Source organism: Salipiger mangrovisoli (genome assembly GCF_015223355.1).
Classification (GTDB): domain Bacteria; phylum Pseudomonadota; class Alphaproteobacteria; order Rhodobacterales; family Rhodobacteraceae; genus Salipiger; species Salipiger mangrovisoli.
In genome coordinates this window covers 212235-230279 of record NZ_JADFFK010000001.1, presented here as the reverse complement: position 1 = coordinate 230279, position 18045 = coordinate 212235, and the positions used below count along the sequence as shown (strand labels likewise).

The window sequence follows — 18045 nt, the reverse complement described above, 5'->3', positions numbered from 1 at the left end:
AGGGGCGCGCCCGCCCCCCTTCAAGCCGCCATCAAGCCACCTGCGCGGGTCAGCCGCGGTCTTTCCAACGCACCATCTGGCGCATCACCCCGTGCAGGGTCTTCACGTCCTCGCGGGTCAGCGGCATGCGGCTCCAGAGGTTGCGCAGCGTGAGCTTCATGCTCTCGGCCTTGTGCTCGGGGAAGAAGAACCCCGCCTCGGTCAGCCGCTCCTCGTAGTGCTCGGCCAGCTTCTCGACCTCGATGCCGCTGGCCCATTCGGCCCCTGCCATCTCGACCCGCAGCGCCTCGATCTGCGACGAGGCCCGCTGCCATTCATAGGCGCAGAGCAGCACGCATTGGGCGAGGTTGAGCGAGGGAAACTCGGGGTTCACCGGCACGTTGATCAGCGCATTGGCCAGAGCCACGTCGGAGTTTTCCAGCCCGGCACGCTCGGGGCCGAACATCACCGCGACCTTGCCGCCCGCGGCGATGCGCTCCTGTGCCACCTTCATCGCCTGCTCGGGCGAATAGACCGGCTTGGTCAACCCGCGCATCCGCGCGGTGGTGGCCAGCACCAGATCGCAATCCTCGACCGCCTGTGCCGTGGTCTCGACCAGATGCGCCTCGTCAAGCAGCCGCCCCGCGCCCGAGGCCATGGCCACGGCCGAAGGGTTCGGCCAGCCGTCGCGCGGGCTCACCAGACGCATCCGGTCCAGCCCGAAATTCCACATGGCCCGCGACGCGGCCCCGATATTCTCGCCCATCTGCGGCCGCACCAGCACGAATGCGGGCTGCCTCGTCTCGCTCGGCATGACAAACTCCGTAAATCCGGCTCCCGCATAGTCCCGCACGGGCCGAAGAGCAAGAAAGCGACACCCATGGACCCGGATTTCTCGTCTCCGGCCCTCGGGACTTGCCGCCCGCGGCCTGCGCTGCCAAGAGGGGGCACCCCCGAACGCGGAGCCCGCATGACCCTCAGAGACGCCAGACCAGACGATGCTTCCGCCCTCGCAGCCCTGTCGATCGAGGTCTGGCTCGGCACCTATATCCGCCGCGGAGTGAGCGCCCAGTTCGCCGATTTCGCGCTCGAGACCTTCACCAGGGCGCATTTCGCGCATTGGATGACCCAGCCCAACGAGCGCTTCATCGTCAACCAGAACGAGGACGGCATCGACGGGTTCCTGCGCCTCACGCAGGGCGCCCCCGGCCCGATCCCCGGCTGCTCGGACACGGAAATCTCCACGCTCTACGTCCAGCCCCGCCACCAGGGTCACGGCATCGGCCGCGATCTGCTGCAGGCCGGTCTCGGCGCGGCGCTGGCGCTCGGCGCGCCCTCCGTCTGGCTGGCGACGAACTCCGAGAACACCCCGGCCGCCGCCTTCTACCAGGCCCAGGGCTTCGAGCGGATCGGCCGGACCTATTTTCGCATCGGCGAAGAAGCCTATCCCAACGAGGTGTTCCGCTTCGCCTTCCCCCGGCACTGACCGCTCAGGCTTCTTCTGGGCAAAAATATCCCCGCCGGAGGCATCCGAAGGATATGCTGGCGCAGCATCTCAGGGGAGCGCCGCGCATGAGCTACGACGAAGGCCTTGCCGAAACCGTCCGAAACGACATCGGCCCTCTGCCCGGCCTCAGCGAGCGGCGGATGTTCGGGGCCCTGTGCTTCCTGCTCGACGGCAACATGATTTGCGGCCTCCGCGCCGAGGGCGGGCTCTACCGCGTCGGCAAGCAGGCGCAGCACGAGGTCATGACGCTGGCGGGCGTCGCGCCCGCGATCATGGGCGAGCGAAGGATGGGCGGCTATGTCGAAGCCGCGCCCGAGGCCATGGCCGACGATGTCATCCGCGCCCAGCTCACCGAACGTGCCCTGACCTTCGTCCGCAGCCTGCCACCGAAATGACGCTGCCCCCTTCCGTGCGCGCTAAAGGCACGATATAGGAGCGCAATTCGCAAGTCAGGAGCCGCGCCATGGCCGAAGCAGACCAGCCTCAGCTCTATCTCGTCACCCCGCCGGAGTTCGACCTGTCGAGCTTCCCGGACAAGCTCTCCTCGGTGCTCGATGCCGCCGAGATCGCCTGCATGCGGCTCTCGCTCGCCACCCGCGACGAGGACCGGCTGCTGCGCGCCGCCGACGTGGTGCGCGACCTGGCGCATCGCTACGACATCGCACTGGTGATCGACACCCACGTGGTGCTGGCGCAGCGCCTCGGGCTCGATGGCGTGCACCTGACCGACGGCTCGCGCTCGGTGCGCGCGGCCCGCAAGGACCTCGGCCCCGATGCCATCGTCGGCACCTTCTGCGGCAGCTCGCGCCATGACGGCATGGTCGCCGGCGAGGCAGGCGCGGATTACGTCGCCTTCGGCCCGCTCAGCGGCGAGGCCCTCGGGGATGGCACGCTGGCCGATTTCGAGCTTTTCGAATGGTGGTCGCAAATGATCGAGGTGCCGATCGTCGCCGAAGGCGGCCTGACCCCGGAACTCGTGGCCAAACTCGCGCCGGTGACCGACTTCATAAGCATCGGCGAAGAGATCTGGAACACCGAGGATCCGGCCGCTACCCTGAAAGCGCTCACCGACGCAATGCGCTGATTTTTCAGCACGTTACGACGGCTTTTTCAGACATCACCTGCAGACGGATGCGCGGACCTGAGCCGCGCTTCCGCCGCCCGCGCCAGGGCCTTGCGATCGGCGAACTCCGCGACGCGCAGCGGCGCGTGATAGACCACTTCCACATGACCCTGACGCCGCGCGCCGAGCACTTTCACAAGATGCGGCCCCAGCGCCATGTCCCCCCACCAGCCATAGAAGGCGGGCGCTGCTCCCAGCGGCGCGTGGTAGATCACCGTCACCGGCTGGACCTGCATCTCGAACCTTAGATCCTCCGATAGGAACGCCTCAAAGAGCGTTGTTTTGAAAGGAAGAACCCGAACGCCATCCGTCGAGGTACCTTCGGGGAAGAACAGCAGCCTGTCCCCGGCCAGCAACCGCTCCTCGATGACTTTCGGCTGGGCCCGCGCCTCGAGACGGTCGCGATTGATGAAGACCGTGCCCGTGAGCTTCGCCAGCAATCCGATGCCCGGCCAGCCCGCCACTTCCGCCTTCGAGACGAACAGCACGTTGCGCCGCGCGTTGAGCGCGAAGATGTCCAGCCACGACGAGTGGTTTGCCACATAGGCCCCCGGCCCGGACATCCGCGGGCCGCGCGCCACGTGGCGCATGCCGAGGATCACGAAGACCAGACGGCAGACCGCCTGCGTCACCGCAGGCGACCAGACCCGCCGCCCGCCCCGCAGCAGCCGCTCGACCAGCAGCACTGCCAGCTTCACCACGATTCCGCACAGCAGAAGCACGACGATCGGCAGGCCGCGCAGCGCCGCGCGCACGTAGTCGCCCCATTCCAGAGCCACCGCCGGAGGCTCTGCGCCGCGCCACGTCGGCCCCGAGCGATCGCTCACCCGCGCCCCCTCCGGACCCGCGCCGCGGCTTGCTCATTCAGCCTTTGCGTATCCATGACAAGGCAGACATCGGTGGTATTGAAGGCATGGTCCACGAAGGCACCCTCACCCACCATGCCGCCGAGCCGAAGGTAGCCCTTGATCAGCGAGGGGGTCTCGACCACGGCACGGCGCCGGTCGATCTCGGCTTCGGGCAGCAGGTCCATCGGCTGGAAGGCACGGCTGCGCACCCGCAGCTCCTCGGGCGCAAGGTGGCGCTCGTGCAGCAACGACAGCGGATGCGCCAGCGCCTGCACGTCGGTGCCGTGGAACGAGGCCGTGCCGAAGAGGATATCGATCCCGTGTTCGGCCACATATTCGGACAGCGCCTGCCACATCAGCATCACGCCCGGCCCGCCGCGATAGTCGCGATGCAGGCAGGACCGACCCAGTTCCAGCAGCCTCCGGCCCGTGGCCCGCAGCGGCGCGAGGTCGTATTCATCCTCGGAGTAGAACTGGCCCGCCGCCTCGGCCTGGTCGTCGCGCAGCAGCCGGTAGACCCCGACCACCGCGCCCTCCCGGCGCGCATCGGTCAGCAACAGGTGATCGAAGAAGGGATCGAAACGGTCCCGCTCCAGCCGGTTCTCGTGGTCGACCAGCACGCCGCCCCCGCCGAGCTCCTCGATGAACACCTCGTAGCGCAACCGCTGCGCCGCCGCGATCTCGTCGGCAGTGCGCGCCAGCCGCACCGTCAAGTTCCTGTCGTCCAGCGCCATGGCCGTCCTCTGCTGCTTGCCGAGGTTCTAATGCCGCACGGCACAAAGGAAAACAGCTTTTACCCACAACCGGCACCCGGTGTGAGCTTCAAGAGCTTGGTTAACCATTCGTAAACGTCTGCGCCCTAACCCTATGTCTCGAACACCGGCAGGAGGGTCACACGTTCCCCATCGAGCACGACTTTCCCCTGCTCCCGAAAGTTGACAGTGACGCGGCCGCCGATATTGGATTGCACCTGCCCGATCCCCCAATCGGGTTTGTCGGGGTGCTGTACAAGCATACCAGGCTCCAGCAAAGCGTTGAGATCGTTCATGTCCATCCCCTTCCAAGAGACCTAGATGCAGCAGCTTAACGCCAAACTCGCAACGCTGGTAGCCTCGCGCCTCTGCCACGATCTGGTCAGCCCGGTCGGGGCGATCGCCAACGGGCTCGAGCTTCTGGCGCTCGCAGGGTCGGCGCTCGACACACCCGAGCTCGCGTTGATCAACGACAGCTGCCGCGCCGCCCGCGCCCGGATCAGCCTGTTCCGCGTCGCCTTCGGCCTGGCCGAGGGGGAGCAGATGATCGGCCCGTCCGAAGCCGCGCGGCTTCTGCGCGACTATTGCGCGGGCGGCCGGCTCAGCTGCGAGTGGCGTCGCCAGAGCGACGCGCCCCGCCCCGAGGTGCAACTGGCCCTGCTCTCGGCGCTCTGCTGCGAAAGCGCCCTTCCGATGGGCGGCCGGATCGAGATCGAGGAACTGGACCAGGGCTGGCGGATCACCGGCACCGGCAAACGGGTCAGCCGCGAGCCGGCGCTCTGGGCCCTGCTCGACCGGCCCGGCAAGCTGCCGGCCCTTTCCGGCGCTCAGGTGCATTTCCCGCTGCTGGCCGCGCTCGCCCAGGACCGCGGCCGCGGCATTGCGGTGACCGCGGGCGAGGCCGCGGTTACCATCGAGCTCGGCTGAACCTCAGCCGCGCACCGCGCCATCCGAGCGCACCACGTATTTGAAGCTGGTGAGCTGCTCGGCCCCGACCGGTCCGCGGGCGTGCATCTTGCCGGTGGCGATGCCGATCTCCGCCCCCATGCCGAATTCGCCACCATCGGCGAACTGCGTCGAGGAGTTCACCATCACGATGGCGCTGTCGACGCGCTGGATGAACGTCTCGACCGCCGCCTCGTCCTGCGACAGGATGCAATCGGTGTGCTGCGAGCCATGACGCCGGATGTGGGCAATGGCATCCTCCTCGTCGGCGACCACCTTGGCGGCGATGATCTTGTCGAGATATTCGCGCCCCCAGTCGTCCTCCTTGGCCGGCACCACGCCCGCAATCTGCTGCAGGCCCGCATCGCCGCGCACCTCGACGCCGGCGTCGAGAAGCGCACGGATGACCCCCTGCCCGATGGTGTCCACCGCCTCGCGGTGGATCAGCAGGCATTCGGCCGCGCCGCAGATGCCGGTGCGGCGGGTCTTGGCGTTGAGCACCACCTTGAGCGCGGTGACCGGGTCCGCGGCCTTGTCGATGTAGATGTGCACGATGCCCTCGAGGTGCGCGAAGACCGGCACCCGCGCCTCTCGCTGCACGAGGCCGACCAGCCCCTTGCCGCCGCGCGGCACGATCACGTCGACGTAGTCGGTCATGGTCAGCAGCTCCTGCACCGCGGCGCGGTCGCGCGTCGGCACAAGCTGGACCGCATCCTCGGGAAGGCCGGCCTTGCGCAGCCCGTCGACGAGGCAGGCATGGATCGCCGCAGAGCTGTGGAAGCTCTCCGAGCCGCCGCGCAGGATCACCGCATTGCCCGCCTTGAGGCAGAGCGCCCCGGCATCGGCGGTGACATTGGGGCGGGATTCGTAGATCACCCCGATGACACCGAGCGGCGTGCGCACGCGCTTGATCTTCAGCCCGCTCGGCCGGTCCCATTCGGTGATCACCTTGCCAACCGGATCTTCCTGCGCCGCAATGGCACGCAGGCCCTCCACAACCGCCGCGAGCCGCTCCTCGGTGAGCAGCAGCCGGTCCATCATCGCGTCGGAGAGCCCCTTGTCGCGGCCGAACTGCATGTCCTTTTCATTGGAGGCGAGGATCTCGGCGCGGCGCGCCCAGACGGCATCGGCTGCGGCCTCCAGCGCCTCTGTCTTGCGCTCTGGTGGGGTAAAGGCGAGCTCCGCGGCGGCGGCCTTGGCGCGCTGGCCGAGGTCGATCATTGTCGCGTGGATGTCTGTCAGGTCTTTCATCGCTCTTTACCCTAGGTTTGGGGTTTGGAGCCTTCTTATAGCGCCGGGTCCGGCGGGGATACAGAGCGGATTGCGCCCCGTTCGGACGTCCTGCCCTCGGGCGCGCGCCGCGCCCGGCGTATTTTGAAAGAGAAGAAGCAGCTGCCCTTCTTCTCTTCTCAAATACGCGCTTGACCGACGCCCCAGGCAGCGCCGAGCCGGGATCAGAGCGCCATGTCGTCGCGGTGGATCAGCACCGCGCGGCCGGGATAGCCCAGCACCTGTTCGATCTCCGAGCTGTGGTGGCCGATGATCGCCTGCGCCTCTTCGGCGGTGTAGCGGGTCAGCCCCTGTCCCAGCGCGCGCCCGGCCTCGTCGCGGATCGTCACCGGATCGCCACGGCCGAAAGCGCCCTCTGCCCGCGTCACGCCGACCGGCAGCAGCGAGCGGCCCTCGGAGAGCGCCCGCGCGGCCCCGGCGTCAACGGTCAGCACGCCGCAGGGCTTCATCGCGAGGATCCAGCCCTTGCGCGCCGCATGCGGATCGAGCTGCGGGGTGAACCAGGTGGCGTTCGCCCCCGCTTCCAGCGCGGTGAGCGGGTTCAGCACCGAGCCTTCGGTGATCGCCATGGCGCAGCCCGCGCCGGTGGCGGTCTTCGCGGCCATGAGCTTGGTCTTCATGCCGCCCTTGGACAGGCCCGAGCCGGCGTCGCCGGCCATGGCCTCGATTTCCGGGGTGATCTGATGGATCACGTCGTAGCGCCGGGCCTTCGGGTCCTGCGCCGGGTTGGCGGTGTAGAACCCGTCGACATCCGAGAGCAGGATCAGCTGATCGGCCCCGACCGTCACCGCGACCTGGGCCGCCAGCCGGTCGTTGTCGCCGTAGCGGATCTCGTCGGTGGCGACGGTGTCATTCTCGTTCACGATGGGCACGGCGCCGAAGCCGATCAGCGTTTCCATCGTGGCGCGCGAGTTGAGGTAGCGGCGGCGCGAGGCGGAGTCCTCGAGCGTTACCAGCACCTGCGCCGTGGTGATGCCATGCGGGGCAAGCGCCTCTTCCCAGGCGCGGGCGAGGCGGATCTGCCCGACGGCGGCGGCGGCCTGGCTCTGTTCGAGCGGCAGCGCCACGGGCGGCAGCTTCAGGATGCCGCGCCCAAGCGCGATCGAGCCCGAGGAGACCAGCACCACGTCGGCGCCGCGCGCCTTCACGCGGGCGACGTCGGCCGCCATGGACTTGAGCCAGTCCTGGCGCAGCGCGCCGGTCTGCTTGTCGACCAGGAGGGCCGAACCGATCTTTACAACGAGGCGGCGTGCCTCGCTCAGGGTCGCCATGTGGTGTCTTCCTCGGGTGCCTCGCGCAGGCGCTTGTCGTCGATATGGGCGCGCAGCGCGCGCAGAACCTCGGTCACGCCCTCGCCCGCCGCGCCGGACATCAGCAGCACCTTGCCGCCGGTCTTGGCTTCGAGCTCTTCCTTCAGGAAGGCCCGTTCCTCGTCGTCGAGGGCGTCGATCTTGTTGAGCACGGTGACCCGCGGCTTTTCCGCGAGGCCGCCGCCATAGGCTTCGATCTCGTTGATGATCGTCTCCCAATCCTCGAGCAGCGTGCCCGAAGTGCCATCGACGAGGTGCAGCAGCACGGCGCAGCGCTCGACGTGGCCGAGGAAGAGGTCGCCGAGGCCGCGGCCTTCGTGTGCGCCCTCGATCAGCCCCGGGATGTCGGCGACGACGAATTCCTTGCCGTCGACACCCACCACCCCGAGGTTCGGGTGCAGCGTGGTGAACGGGTAGTCGGCGATCTTCGGCCGGGCGTTCGAGGTCGCGGCGAGGAAGGTTGACTTGCCGGCGTTGGGCAGGCCGAGGAGGCCGACGTCAGCGATCAGCTTCAGCCGCAGCCAGATGGTGCGCTCGACGCCCGGCTGGCCGGGGTTGGCGCGGCGCGGCGCCTGGTTGGTCGAGGTCTTGAAATGCAGGTTGCCCCAACCGCCGTTGCCGCCCTTGGCGAGCAGCACGCGCTGGCCGAGCTCGGTCAGGTCGGCGATCACGGTCTCCTCGTCCTCGTCGAGGATCTCGGTGCCCACGGGCACCCGCAGCACGATGTCGTCGCCATCGGCGCCGGTGCGCTGGCGGCCCATGCCGGGAATGCCGTTGCCGGCGAAGAAGTGCTGCTGGTAGCGGAAGTCGATCAGCGTGTTGAGACCGTCCACCGCCTCGGCCCAGACATCGCCGCCGCCACCGCCGTCGCCGCCGTCGGGCCCGCCGTATTCGATGAATTTCTCGCGCCGGAACGAGACGCAGCCTTTGCCGCCCTGGCCGGAGCGGATGTAGACCTTGCAGAGATCGAGAAATTTCATGGTCGGGCTTTCCGTCAGGGGGCGTCGCGGCGCAGGGTTCGCGCGGGTTTAGCGCGACTCGGCGCGCGGCTCAAGTTGCAGGCGGGGCGTCACAGGGGCGCTGCCCCCGTCGCGCGCGGCGCGACTCCCCAGAGTTATCTTCACCTGGACGGCACGGACATCGGTTCCGCCCTCCCGGCGCGGGCAGCCGAAAAACGGACACCCCAAAAGCAGAAACGCCGCGCGGCCCGGAGGCTGCGAGGCGTCTGCGTTCCGAAGAAAGTGGCGCGGTTGACGGGGCTCGAACCCGCGACCCCCGGCGTGACAGGCCGGTACTCTAACCAACTGAGCTACAACCGCGCTTTTTCTGCCGGTCATCAATCCAAGGTAGCGGTGGCGCGGTTGACGGGGCTCGAACCCGCGACCCCCGGCGTGACAGGCCGGTACTCTAACCAACTGAGCTACAACCGCTCGCTACCGTCTGGACTGTGTCCCGAACGTGGGGCGCTTTTAGGCGGGGGGCCGGACAGCGTCAAGCGCTTTCCTAGGGGCAGTCGCGGATTTTTCCGCCACACCCGAAAAAAGCGCCGGGACGCGGTCGCGGGCCGCCGCGGTGGCCCTTATTTTTCAGGTTTTCTAAACGCTTTTCATGACCTTACGGAAAGTGCAGCCGCAGTGGCAGCGCCCGGACGGGCGCTACTGCATCGCGGCATCCCGCGCCATGCGCTCGAGCTCCGCCGAGATCAGGATGATCCGCGAGACCTGGCCCCGCCGGTCGCTTCGCGCAAGCTCATAGGCGCAATGCTCGAGCAGCGCGGCCGACAGGCGCAGCAGTTCGGAAACCGCTCCGCTGCCCTGCATCTGATGCGCCATCGCGATCACGTCCTGCATTGCCCCATCTTCTACAATGCTGTCTTCAACCTGATGAATCATTACCCAATCCCCCTGTCACTCACTCCCATGGCGCGATCGAAACCAATACGGCACGCGGCCAAGATAGGCCGCCGCGCCTGTGCCATGGAACCCGGCCATGCGGCGATTCGGCGACGTCTCTGCCAGAGCGCTCCCCGGCTGTGTCGAATCTCCCGGAGCGGGCACCCCCTGCCCGCCGCGCCGGACTTGCAGGCGCCTGCTGTCGGGCAGGCACCAAAGTTGTCATCTCTTGCCCGGACTCGCCCGAACGTCGGTGTGACGAAGCGCTGCCACGCCCAATGCAGGCGAAACTGACGCCGACCAGCATCAGAGTACCACGAGTCGCGCCCAGAAAAAGCCATTTTTTCGGAGGCTTCCACCCTGTGCCTTGCGCAGCACGGCTTCAGGTCTCTTGCGGCGCCCGGCCCGGCCTTGTGTCCCGAGTGTGACAAAGGCAGAAATGGCTCGTTCTTGCAGATAGATAGGCACGCGGTACGGTTTGAAGACAGTTCTGGCTCAGGATCTCGGGTTGATCGATGTCGCGGGCAGGCCAATCCGGCTCTGCGCGGCGGAGTTTCTCTTTCTCTTCCGCTTGCCGCGGACCTGGCGCTATCTGGTCATGGTGTTCGGCGTGCTTCTGGCCGCCGACCCCGCGGCGGTTGGCGACCGCCTACCGCCGACCGCCTACGTCCTGGCCTGGCTGTTCGGAATCTCCTGCTATTTCGTCAGCCAGACTGTGCTGATGCTGGGGATTGCCGTGTTGCGCCGCTCTCTGCCCCCCTGGCCCGTCTACTGGCCAATCGTCTCTCTGCTGGCCCTGGCGCCAACGCTGTCGCTTCTGGACCGCGGGCTGGAGAGTCTGCTCGATGTCTGTCTCTGGCCCTTGCTGCTGTCCAAGATGCTCTACCTGCTCGTGGTCATCGGGATGTTCGAGACGATCTTCATGCGATTCGTCTTCTCGCCCGCCCCAAGCGAGGCCGCCGCCGAGTCGCCCCAAGGGGATGGACCGCCAGTCACCGGCCCCCAGCCCGCCGCCGCCGAGGCACCTGACCGCGGTCGGATGCTGCTGCTTGCGGCCCAGCCGGTGCCGCTGGCCGAGATCATCTACCTTGAAGCGCGCCAGCATCACGTCTGCGCGGCGCTGACCGGCGGAAATCTCACGCTTCGCACGCGACTCGCCGATGTTCTGGCGCAGACCACCCCTGAGGATGGCGTGCAGACCCACCGGTCGTGGTGGGTGGCGCGCCAGGCCGTCGCAGGGCTGGAGAGCTGGGACGGCAAGCCGATCATCCGTCTGCGCAACGGCGCCTCGGTTCCAGTAGCGCGCAGCCGCCTTGCCGAGGTGGAGCGCTGGCTTGCGACACATGGCCCCGAACCGGCCAACTGACCTTCGGCCGGACGCTGCGCTGCCCTTTACCCCGGCGCGCGCTTTTCCTATATCTTCGGTCAGGAACCCCGAGGAAGGACCTGCCATGACCGACGCTCCGCTCGAAGGCGCCCCGCTGATCGCGCCCTCCAGCACCGACCATCCGCTTTACGACTCGGTGGTCGACGCCTGCCGCACGGTGTTCGACCCGGAGATCCCGGTGAACATCTACGATCTCGGCCTGATTTACACGGTGGAGATTTCCGGCGAAGGCGAGGTGAAGGTGATCATGACCCTGACCGCGCCGGGCTGCCCGGTGGCCGGCGAAATGCCGGGCTGGGTGCAGGACGCCGTGGCCTCTGTGCCGGGGGTCAAGGACGTCGATGTGGACATGGTCTTCGATCCGCCCTGGGGCATGGACATGATGTCCGACGAGGCCCGGCTCGAACTGGGCTTCATGTAAGGCCCGGCCAGGCCGAAACCCGCAAAGCGAAGCGCGCCCCCCGTGGCGCGCTTTTTCTTTGCCCGCGCGTGGCGCGCGGAACCAATCCGCAGCCGCGCCCGTTGGGCAGGCGATGACCCCGCTGCCCCGCCTCCTCGCGCTTGCGCTGCTTGCGCTGCTGCTCGTTCTTCCCGGCGCCGGCCGCGCGCAGGACGAGGCGCTGGACCGCTGGTACGAGGTCGATATGGTCAACCCCGGCCTCGGCCCTGCCCCGCAGAACATCGACAGGACCACGCCGCGCTCGGCGCTCGAGAGCTTTCTCTTCCGCGCCGATGACGAGGACTGGGAAAGCGCGGCGCATCTGCTCGACCTGTCCAGCATAGAGCCCGGAGAACAGGCCGAGCTCGGCCCCGAGCGGGCGCAGCAGTTTGCCACGCTGATGGACCGCAAGATCATGGTCGACTGGTACGACCTGCGCGACCGGCCCGACGGCGTCGACGCCCGCACCAAGGATTCGCCGATGGCCGGCCAGCCGCGCCGCTCGCTGCTGCTGTGGTACGTCAAGCTCGGCGACCGCCCGGTGCCGATCCGCATCAACCGGGTGAAGCCCGCCACCGGCGAGCCCGTCTGGCTGGTCTCGCGGCAGACGGTGCAGGCCCTCCCCGCGCTGGCCGAGGCCTACGGACCGACCGAGCTGGAACAACTTCTGCCGGCCCCGCTGCGCGAGCGGGCCATCTGGGGGCTGCGCTGGTGGGAGGTGGTGGCGCTGCCGCTGGTCCTGCTTCTGACCGGCGCGATCGGGGTCTTCGTCAACGGCCTGATGTCGCGCGGCCTGAACCGCACGCTGCGCGATGCGCCCTATTCCATGCTGGTGGCGCTGCGCGGGCCGGTCACCCTGGCGGTCGTCACCCTGACCATGTCGCTGCTGACCCGCCATGTGTTCGTCTTCTCGGGCCGGATCGACACGATTCTCTCGCCGCTGATCATCCTCGGTTTCGTTGCAACCGTGCTCTGGCTGGTGATCAACGTCGCCGACGTGTTCCTCAACCGCCTGGTCAAGTTCGACGGCGATGAACTGGCCGAGATGGGCGAGGGCCAGGAGCAGCGCCGCAACATTGCCACCCGGGTCTCGGCGGCGCGGCGCGCGGTGATCGTGCTGGTGGTGCTCGTCGGTGCCGGGATCGTCATCTCCGAGGCCAGCGTGATGCGCTCGCTCGGCATCTCGCTTCTGGCCTCGGCGGGGACGGCCACGATCATCCTCGCCTACGCCGGGCGCAACGTGCTGACCAACATCATGGCCTCGCTGCAGATCGCGCTGAACCAATCGGCGCGGATCGGCGACAAGGTGCTGTTCCGCGGGCACCTGTGCTCGGTCGAGCGCATCCATTTCACCTATGTGCAGCTGCGGGTCTGGACCGGGCAGCGGCTGGTGGTGCCGGTGGTGGATTTCGTCGCCGAACCCTTCGAAAATTGGACCATGCAAGAGCACTTCCTCATCCGGGAGGTGGTTCTTCGCCTGTCGCATGGTGCGCGGGTGGATGAACTGCGCAGCCGCTACGAGGCGATTCTCGACGAAATGGAAGGCATCGCCGACCGCCCCGAATCGCGCGGCGTCTACGTGGCGCGGCACGACGTCTTCGGACAGGAAGTGCTGTTTCTCATCCCCTGCCCCGATCCCAATATCGCCTGGTCGCTGGAATGCGAGGCGCGCGAGCGCCTGCTGGCGGCGGCGCAGGAGCTGGACAGCACGGCAGCCCCGATCTTCCCCGATGCGCGCCCCGCCGAGGCCGCCTGAGCGGCCACCCTTGTTTCCCGCGCCTCCGGGCCTTAAATTCTGGACAAAGCTCATAGGAGACGCGGATGTTCGGCATTCCCGGAAAACAGGCGGTCACCATCACCCCGGCGGCGGTGACCCAGGTGCGCAAGCTGATGGAACGCGACGGCCGCGCCGGCCTGCGCATCGGCGTGAAGAAGGGCGGCTGCGCGGGCATGGAATACACCATGGACTTCGTCGACGCGCCCGAGGCCAATGACGAGGTGGTCGAGCAGGACGGGGCGCGGGTGCTGATCGCTCCCATGGCGCAGATGTTCCTCTTCGGCACCGAGATCGACTACCACAGCTCGCTGCTCGAATCGGGGTTCAAGTTCAACAACCCCAATGTTGCCGACGCCTGCGGCTGCGGCGAGTCGATCAAGTTCAAGGACATCGAGGAACTCGAGGCCGAGCGCCGCGCTGCCGAGTAGGTTCCGGAGCGCGCGGCGCCACGGCTCCCCTTCGCGAAGGCGCGCCCTATGTAAGTCCCCTAGATCATTGATTGCGCAACCGAGCTTGACGCCACGGTCTGCGCCGCGATGATACCCGCGGAATGCGAAGATAGGAGCGACCATGCGCAGGAAACTTGCCGCCGGAAACTGGAAGATGAACGGGCTGGCCGCCGCCCTCGAGCAAATCGAGGCGATGGCCCCCGCCGCCAGTGGCGACACCGAGGTGCTGATCTGCCCGCCTGCCACGCTGCTGGCGCAGGCCGCTGCGTTGAAGGGCGACATCGCCATCGGCGGACAGGACTGCCACGCCAACGCGTCGGGCGCCCACACCGGTGACATCTCCGCCCCGATGTTGAAGGATGCGGGCGCGAGCTACGTGATCCTCGGCCATTCCGAGCGCCGCACCGACCACGACGAACATGACGACGAGATCCGCGCCAAGACCCGCGCCGCCTGGGATGCCGGGCTGACCGCCGTGGTCTGCGTCGGCGAGAGCCTCGCCGAGCGCGAGGCGTCAAACACGCTCGACATCATCGGCGGCCAGCTGGCGGGTTCGATCCCCGACGGCGCCACCGGCCACAACCTCGTGGTCGCCTACGAGCCGATCTGGGCAATCGGCACCGGCAAGGTGCCGACCACCGATCAGATCGGCGAGGTGCATGACTTCATGCGCGCGCGTCTGGAAAAGCGTTTCGGCGAAGGCGTGGGCCGCTCGGTCCGGCTGCTTTACGGCGGCTCGGTGAAGCCTGGAAATGCCGCCGAGATCTTCGCCGTGTCGAACGTCGACGGCGCGCTGGTCGGCGGCGCCAGCCTGAAGGCGGCGGATTTCGTGCCGATCATAGAGGCGCTGAGCGCAAGCTGAACCGGCGCGACACGGCGTATTTGAAAAGAGAAGAAGCAGGGGGTGGCGCACCGTCCCCTGCTTCTTCTCTTTGATAAATACGCCCGCCGGAGGCGGTCCTGCCTGCAAAGCAAACGCGGCGCCCCATGTGAGGGCGCCGCGCTTTTGTTTGTCCATGAGTGCGTGGCGGATCAGTTGGTGATGATCTCGGGCCCCATGAAGGTGGTCGGCAGCCATGTAGACAGCCACGGGATGTAGGTCACCATGATCAGGAAGACGAAAAGCACCGCGAGGAAGGGCAACGCCGCCTTCACCACGCGCATCATCGACATGCCTGCCACGCCCGAGGTGACGAAGAGGTTCAGGCCCACAGGCGGGGTGATCATGCCGATTTCCATGTTCACCACCATGATGATGCCGAGGTGGATGGGGTCGATGCCCAGCTCGATGGCGATGGGGAAGACCAGCGGCGCGACGATCACGATGAGGCCCGAGGGCTCCATGAACTGGCCGCCGATCAGCAGGATCACGTTGACGATCACCAGGAACATGATCGGCCCGAAGCCCGCATCGAGCATCATGCCAGCGATGCGCTGGGGGATCTGCTCGTCGGTCAGCACGTGCTTGAGGATCAGCGCGTTGGCGATGATGAACATCAGCGTGATGGTCAGCTTGCCCGCCTCGAACAGCGTGTCGCGGGTGTCGCGGTGGAAGAAGGCGGTGACCAGCGCGATCGGCTTGCGGATCAGCGGCAGGTTCGGCGCGCCGTCCTTGCCGGCGAGCGGGCCCATGTCGCGGTAGACGAAGTTGGCGATGAGGAAGGCGTAGACCGCTGCCACCGCCGCCGCCTCGGTCGGGGTGAAGATGCCGCCGTAGATGCCGCCGAGGATGATCACGATGAGGAAGAGCCCCCACATCGCGTCACGCCCCGAGCGCAGCACCTCGCCCCAGCCGTGCCACTCGCCCTTGGGCAGGCCGCGCACGCGGGCGATGGCATAGATGGTGATCATCAGCATGGTGCCCGCGAGCAGGCCGGGGATGACGCCGGCGAGGAACATCCGGCCAACCGAGACATCGGTCGCCGAGGCATAGACCACCATCACGATCGACGGCGGGATGAGGATGCCGAGCGTGCCCGCGTTGGCGATCACCCCCGCAGCGAAGTCCTTGGAGTAGCCCACCTGCCGCATCCCGGCGATGACGATCGAGCCGATCGCCACCACGGTTGCGGGCGACGAGCCCGAGAGCGCGGCGAAGAGCATGCAGGCGAAGACCCCGGCGATGGCGAGGCCACCGTGGAAATGGCCCACGAGCGAGATCGAGAAGCGGATGATCCGCCGCGCGACGCCGCCGGTCGACATGAAGGACGACGCGAGGATGAAGAAGGGAATGGCCAGCAGCGTGTAATGGCCCGCCATGGCCTGGAACATCGACTGCGCCACCGAGGCCAGCGAGGTGTCGGAGAGCGCCAGCAGGAAGATGATCGACGACAGGCCGAGCGAGACCGCGATCGGCAGGCCGACGAGCATCAGTCCGATGATGCAGATAAAGAGCAGAAACACTTCCATCGGACTCAGTCCTCGCGGTTCAGGTGGGCGACGTCATCGACGGCGTCTTCGGCTTCGTGGCTGACGATCAGGCTGTCCTGCTTGCCGGTCCAGATGCGCACCCCGGCCTGGACGAAGCGGAAGAGCAGCAGCGCCATGCCGAAGGGCAGGATGAAATAGGGGATGAAGCGCGGCAGCTTCTCGTAGTGCTCGCCCTCGTTGATCCAGGGCTCGATGAAGCGCAGCCAATCGGGCATCGGGATATCGACGACCTCGTACCACGAGCGGTAGGAGGTGCGTTTCATCTCCTCGAAGCCGGTGGGCAGCCAACGCCCGGTGGTCTGCGGCAGGTTGGCGAAGTTGGCCCAATAGTCCCAGGCGCCCTTCATCAGCAGGAAGGCGTAGAAGATGCACAGGGCGGCGGCGACCAGCGCCAGCACGCGGCGAAGGGTCGGCGGCAGCAGGCTGGTGACCGCATCGACGCCGAGATGCGCGGTGACCTTGACCGCGTAGCTTACCCCGAAGAGAACCAGCCAGGCGAAGAGGAAGGTGACTGCCTCGAGCCCCCAGATCACCCCGGTGTTGAACCCGTAGCGCAGGACGACGTTGACGAAGGTGAGGAGCGTCATCAGCCCGAGGATCACGGCGATGGCCGTTTCCTCCAGCTCGTTGACGAAGCGGCCGACTGCCGAGCCGCCGTGGGTGGTGTTGGACATCTTGTCCCCCGCTATGCCGGATGGGTTGCCCCAAGATGAGAATTCGGGTGTGAAAAGGCCCGGCCCCGCGCTGCGCAGGACCGGGCCGAAGGCATCAGCGCCGGATCAGAACTGCGCGTTGAGCTCCTGCGCAGCGGCGATGTTGTCAGCGCCGACCTCGTCCTCGAAGCGCTCCCAGACCGGCTTCATCGCGTCGACCCAGGCCTGGCGCTGCTCGGGGGTCAGCTCGCGGATCACGCCGCCGGCATCGAGGATCGCCTGACGGTTGTCGGCATCGACCTCGGCGATCGCGGCGTTGCGGGTGGAGGTCACCTCGTCGAGGATCTGGCCCATCTGGGTGCGCACGTCCTCGGGCAGGCTTTCCCACCAGTCGACCGAGGTCACGACCATGTAGTCAAGCACGCCGTGGTTGGTTTCGGTGATGCCGTCCTGCACTTCGAAGAACTTCTGGCCGTAGATGTTCGACCAGGTGTTGTCCTGACCATCGACCACGCCGGTCTGCAGCGCGCCGTAGACTTCCGAGAAGGCCATCGGCTGCGGCGAGGCGCCGAGCTGTTCCATGTTCGCCTTCAGCACTTCCGACGGCTGCACGCGGAATTTCAGGCCCTTGGCGTCCTCGGGCGAGATCAGCGGCTTGTTGGCCGAGAATTGCGTCAGGCCATTGTGCCAGAAGCCAAGGCCCAGCAGGCCGCGGCGGACCATGGATTCCTTCATCGCCTGGCCGGTGTCGCTGTTCTGGAACGCATCGACCGCTTCCATGTTCACGAACATGAAGGGCAGGTCGAAGATGCGGAACACCTTGGTGAACTGCTCGAACTTCGACAGCGAGGGCGCGGCCATCTGGACGTCGCCGTTCAGCATCGCCTCGAGCACCTGGTCATCGTTGTAGAGCGTCGAGTTCGGGAAGACCTCGACGCAGGCCTTGCCGTCCATCTCCTCGTTCACGCGGTCTGCGAACAGCTGCGCCGCGATCCCCTTGGGGTGCTTGTCGGTATTGGTGACATGGCTGAACTTGACGACGATCTCGCCCGCATCGCAGGCAGCGGTTGCGGCCTGGGTGCCGGACACGAGTGCGGTCACCGCGGCTGCGGTCATCAGAAACTTTTTCATGGTATCCTCCCGGAACTTCCGTTTTCCGTCCTTGGCGGCCCCGGTGCTCCCCATCGCGGCCACTCCGGGGATCAAGAGACAGGCCGGCATAAAATCGCGCAACGATTTTGTTAGATTACCGAGATACTTTTAT

General features: G+C 67.1%; 20 protein-coding genes and 2 tRNA genes. 9 read left to right on the top strand and 13 right to left on the bottom strand.

The features are described from left to right. Positions 1-49: 49 nt before the first annotated feature. Positions 50-793: an RNA methyltransferase gene (locus IQ782_RS01150; protein ID WP_194132771.1), complete on the bottom strand. Its 744-nt coding sequence runs from the start codon at positions 791-793 to the stop codon at positions 50-52. 156 nt (positions 794-949) lie between these two features. Between IQ782_RS01150 and IQ782_RS01145 the strand changes: the two genes are divergently transcribed. From IQ782_RS01145 to IQ782_RS01135, 3 genes are all read left to right on the top strand, one after another. After that, a complete protein-coding gene (locus IQ782_RS01145; RefSeq protein ID WP_194132770.1) occupies positions 950-1465 on the top strand; it encodes a GNAT family N-acetyltransferase in 516 nt (171 codons plus the stop codon). Positions 1466-1551: 86 nt separating this feature from the next. Further along, complete coding sequence (locus tag IQ782_RS01140; RefSeq protein WP_194132769.1) at positions 1552-1881, top strand: TfoX/Sxy family protein; 330 nt, start codon at positions 1552-1554, stop codon at positions 1879-1881. Between the two features lie 68 nt (positions 1882-1949). After that, positions 1950-2570, top strand: a complete 621-nt coding sequence (locus IQ782_RS01135) for a thiamine phosphate synthase (RefSeq protein WP_194132768.1) — start codon at positions 1950-1952, stop codon at positions 2568-2570. A 26-nt stretch (positions 2571-2596) separates the two neighbouring features. On the opposite strand, the gene olsA is transcribed toward IQ782_RS01135, so the two are convergent. The 3 genes from olsA to IQ782_RS01120 form a co-directional block, all read right to left on the bottom strand. Beyond that, positions 2597-3436 carry a lyso-ornithine lipid O-acyltransferase gene (gene olsA / locus IQ782_RS01130; RefSeq protein ID WP_194132767.1) on the bottom strand — a complete coding sequence of 280 codons (840 nt, stop codon included), beginning with the start codon at positions 3434-3436 and terminating at the stop codon, positions 2597-2599. Next, positions 3433-4191, bottom strand: a complete 759-nt coding sequence (gene olsB / locus IQ782_RS01125) for an L-ornithine N(alpha)-acyltransferase (protein ID WP_194132766.1) — start codon at positions 4189-4191, stop codon at positions 3433-3435. Before olsB ends, olsA begins: the two co-directional genes overlap by 4 nt. A 131-nt stretch (positions 4192-4322) precedes the next feature. Further along, entirely contained in the window at positions 4323-4505 is a 183-nt protein-coding gene (locus IQ782_RS01120; RefSeq protein ID WP_194132765.1) for a DUF3553 domain-containing protein, read from the bottom strand. 25 nt (positions 4506-4530) lie between these two features. Here IQ782_RS01120 and IQ782_RS01115 point away from each other — a divergent pair, with 25 nt between their 5' ends. Continuing rightward, positions 4531-5136, top strand: a complete 606-nt coding sequence (locus IQ782_RS01115) for a histidine phosphotransferase family protein (RefSeq protein ID WP_194132764.1) — start codon at positions 4531-4533, stop codon at positions 5134-5136. Between the two features lie 3 nt (positions 5137-5139). Here IQ782_RS01115 and IQ782_RS01110 read toward each other — a convergent pair whose 3' ends face one another. The 6 genes from IQ782_RS01110 to IQ782_RS01085 all read right to left on the bottom strand — a co-directional run bounded on the left by IQ782_RS01110 (position 5140) and on the right by IQ782_RS01085 (position 9604). Next, entirely contained in the window at positions 5140-6405 is a 1266-nt protein-coding gene (locus tag IQ782_RS01110; protein ID WP_194132763.1) for a glutamate-5-semialdehyde dehydrogenase, read from the bottom strand. A gap of 203 nt (positions 6406-6608) precedes the next feature. After that, positions 6609-7715: a glutamate 5-kinase gene (proB, locus tag IQ782_RS01105; protein WP_194132762.1), complete on the bottom strand. Its 1107-nt coding sequence runs from the start codon at positions 7713-7715 to the stop codon at positions 6609-6611. Beyond that, complete coding sequence (obgE, locus tag IQ782_RS01100; RefSeq protein ID WP_194132761.1) at positions 7703-8734, bottom strand: GTPase ObgE; 1032 nt, start codon at positions 8732-8734, stop codon at positions 7703-7705. Before obgE ends, proB begins: the two co-directional genes overlap by 13 nt. 262 nt (positions 8735-8996) lie before the next feature. Next, positions 8997-9073 (bottom strand) — tRNA-Asp (locus tag IQ782_RS01095). Positions 9074-9107: 34 nt separating this feature from the next. After that, a tRNA-Asp gene (locus tag IQ782_RS01090) sits at positions 9108-9184 on the bottom strand. Between the two features lie 225 nt (positions 9185-9409). After that, positions 9410-9604 (bottom strand): hypothetical protein, encoded by a 195-nt coding sequence (locus tag IQ782_RS01085; RefSeq protein ID WP_194132760.1) that lies wholly within the window; start codon positions 9602-9604, stop codon positions 9410-9412. A 550-nt stretch (positions 9605-10154) separates the two neighbouring features. On the opposite strand from IQ782_RS01085, the gene IQ782_RS01080 reads away from it, so the two are divergent. From IQ782_RS01080 to tpiA, 5 genes are all read left to right on the top strand, one after another. Beyond that, positions 10155-11012 carry a LytTR family DNA-binding domain-containing protein gene (locus tag IQ782_RS01080; RefSeq protein ID WP_194132759.1) on the top strand — a complete coding sequence of 286 codons (858 nt, stop codon included), beginning with the start codon at positions 10155-10157 and terminating at the stop codon, positions 11010-11012. An 85-nt stretch (positions 11013-11097) separates the two neighbouring features. After that, entirely contained in the window at positions 11098-11454 is a 357-nt protein-coding gene (locus tag IQ782_RS01075; RefSeq protein WP_194132758.1) for an SUF system Fe-S cluster assembly protein, read from the top strand. A gap of 112 nt (positions 11455-11566) precedes the next feature. Further along, on the top strand, positions 11567-13228 hold the full coding sequence (locus IQ782_RS01070; protein ID WP_194132757.1) for a mechanosensitive ion channel family protein: 1662 nt from the start codon (positions 11567-11569) through the stop codon (positions 13226-13228). 65 nt (positions 13229-13293) lie between these two features. Beyond that, positions 13294-13677, top strand: coding sequence for a HesB/IscA family protein (locus IQ782_RS01065; RefSeq protein WP_194132756.1), 384 nt, complete (start codon positions 13294-13296; stop codon positions 13675-13677). Positions 13678-13819: 142 nt separating this feature from the next. After that, complete coding sequence (gene tpiA, locus IQ782_RS01060) at positions 13820-14560, top strand: triose-phosphate isomerase (protein ID WP_194132755.1); 741 nt, start codon at positions 13820-13822, stop codon at positions 14558-14560. 170 nt (positions 14561-14730) lie between these two features. Here the strand turns inward: tpiA and IQ782_RS01055 are convergent, their stop codons facing one another. The 3 genes from IQ782_RS01055 to IQ782_RS01045 form a co-directional block, all read right to left on the bottom strand. Beyond that, the gene (locus IQ782_RS01055) at positions 14731-16107 is read right to left on the bottom strand and encodes a TRAP transporter large permease (RefSeq protein WP_194132754.1); all 1377 of its coding nucleotides are present in this window, start codon (positions 16105-16107) and stop codon (positions 14731-14733) included. A gap of 5 nt (positions 16108-16112) precedes the next feature. Then, entirely contained in the window at positions 16113-16802 is a 690-nt protein-coding gene (locus tag IQ782_RS01050) for a TRAP transporter small permease (protein WP_194132753.1), read from the bottom strand. Positions 16803-16907: 105 nt separating this feature from the next. Then, positions 16908-17912 carry a TRAP transporter substrate-binding protein gene (locus IQ782_RS01045; RefSeq protein WP_194132752.1) on the bottom strand — a complete coding sequence of 335 codons (1005 nt, stop codon included), beginning with the start codon at positions 17910-17912 and terminating at the stop codon, positions 16908-16910. Positions 17913-18045 lie beyond the last annotated feature (133 nt).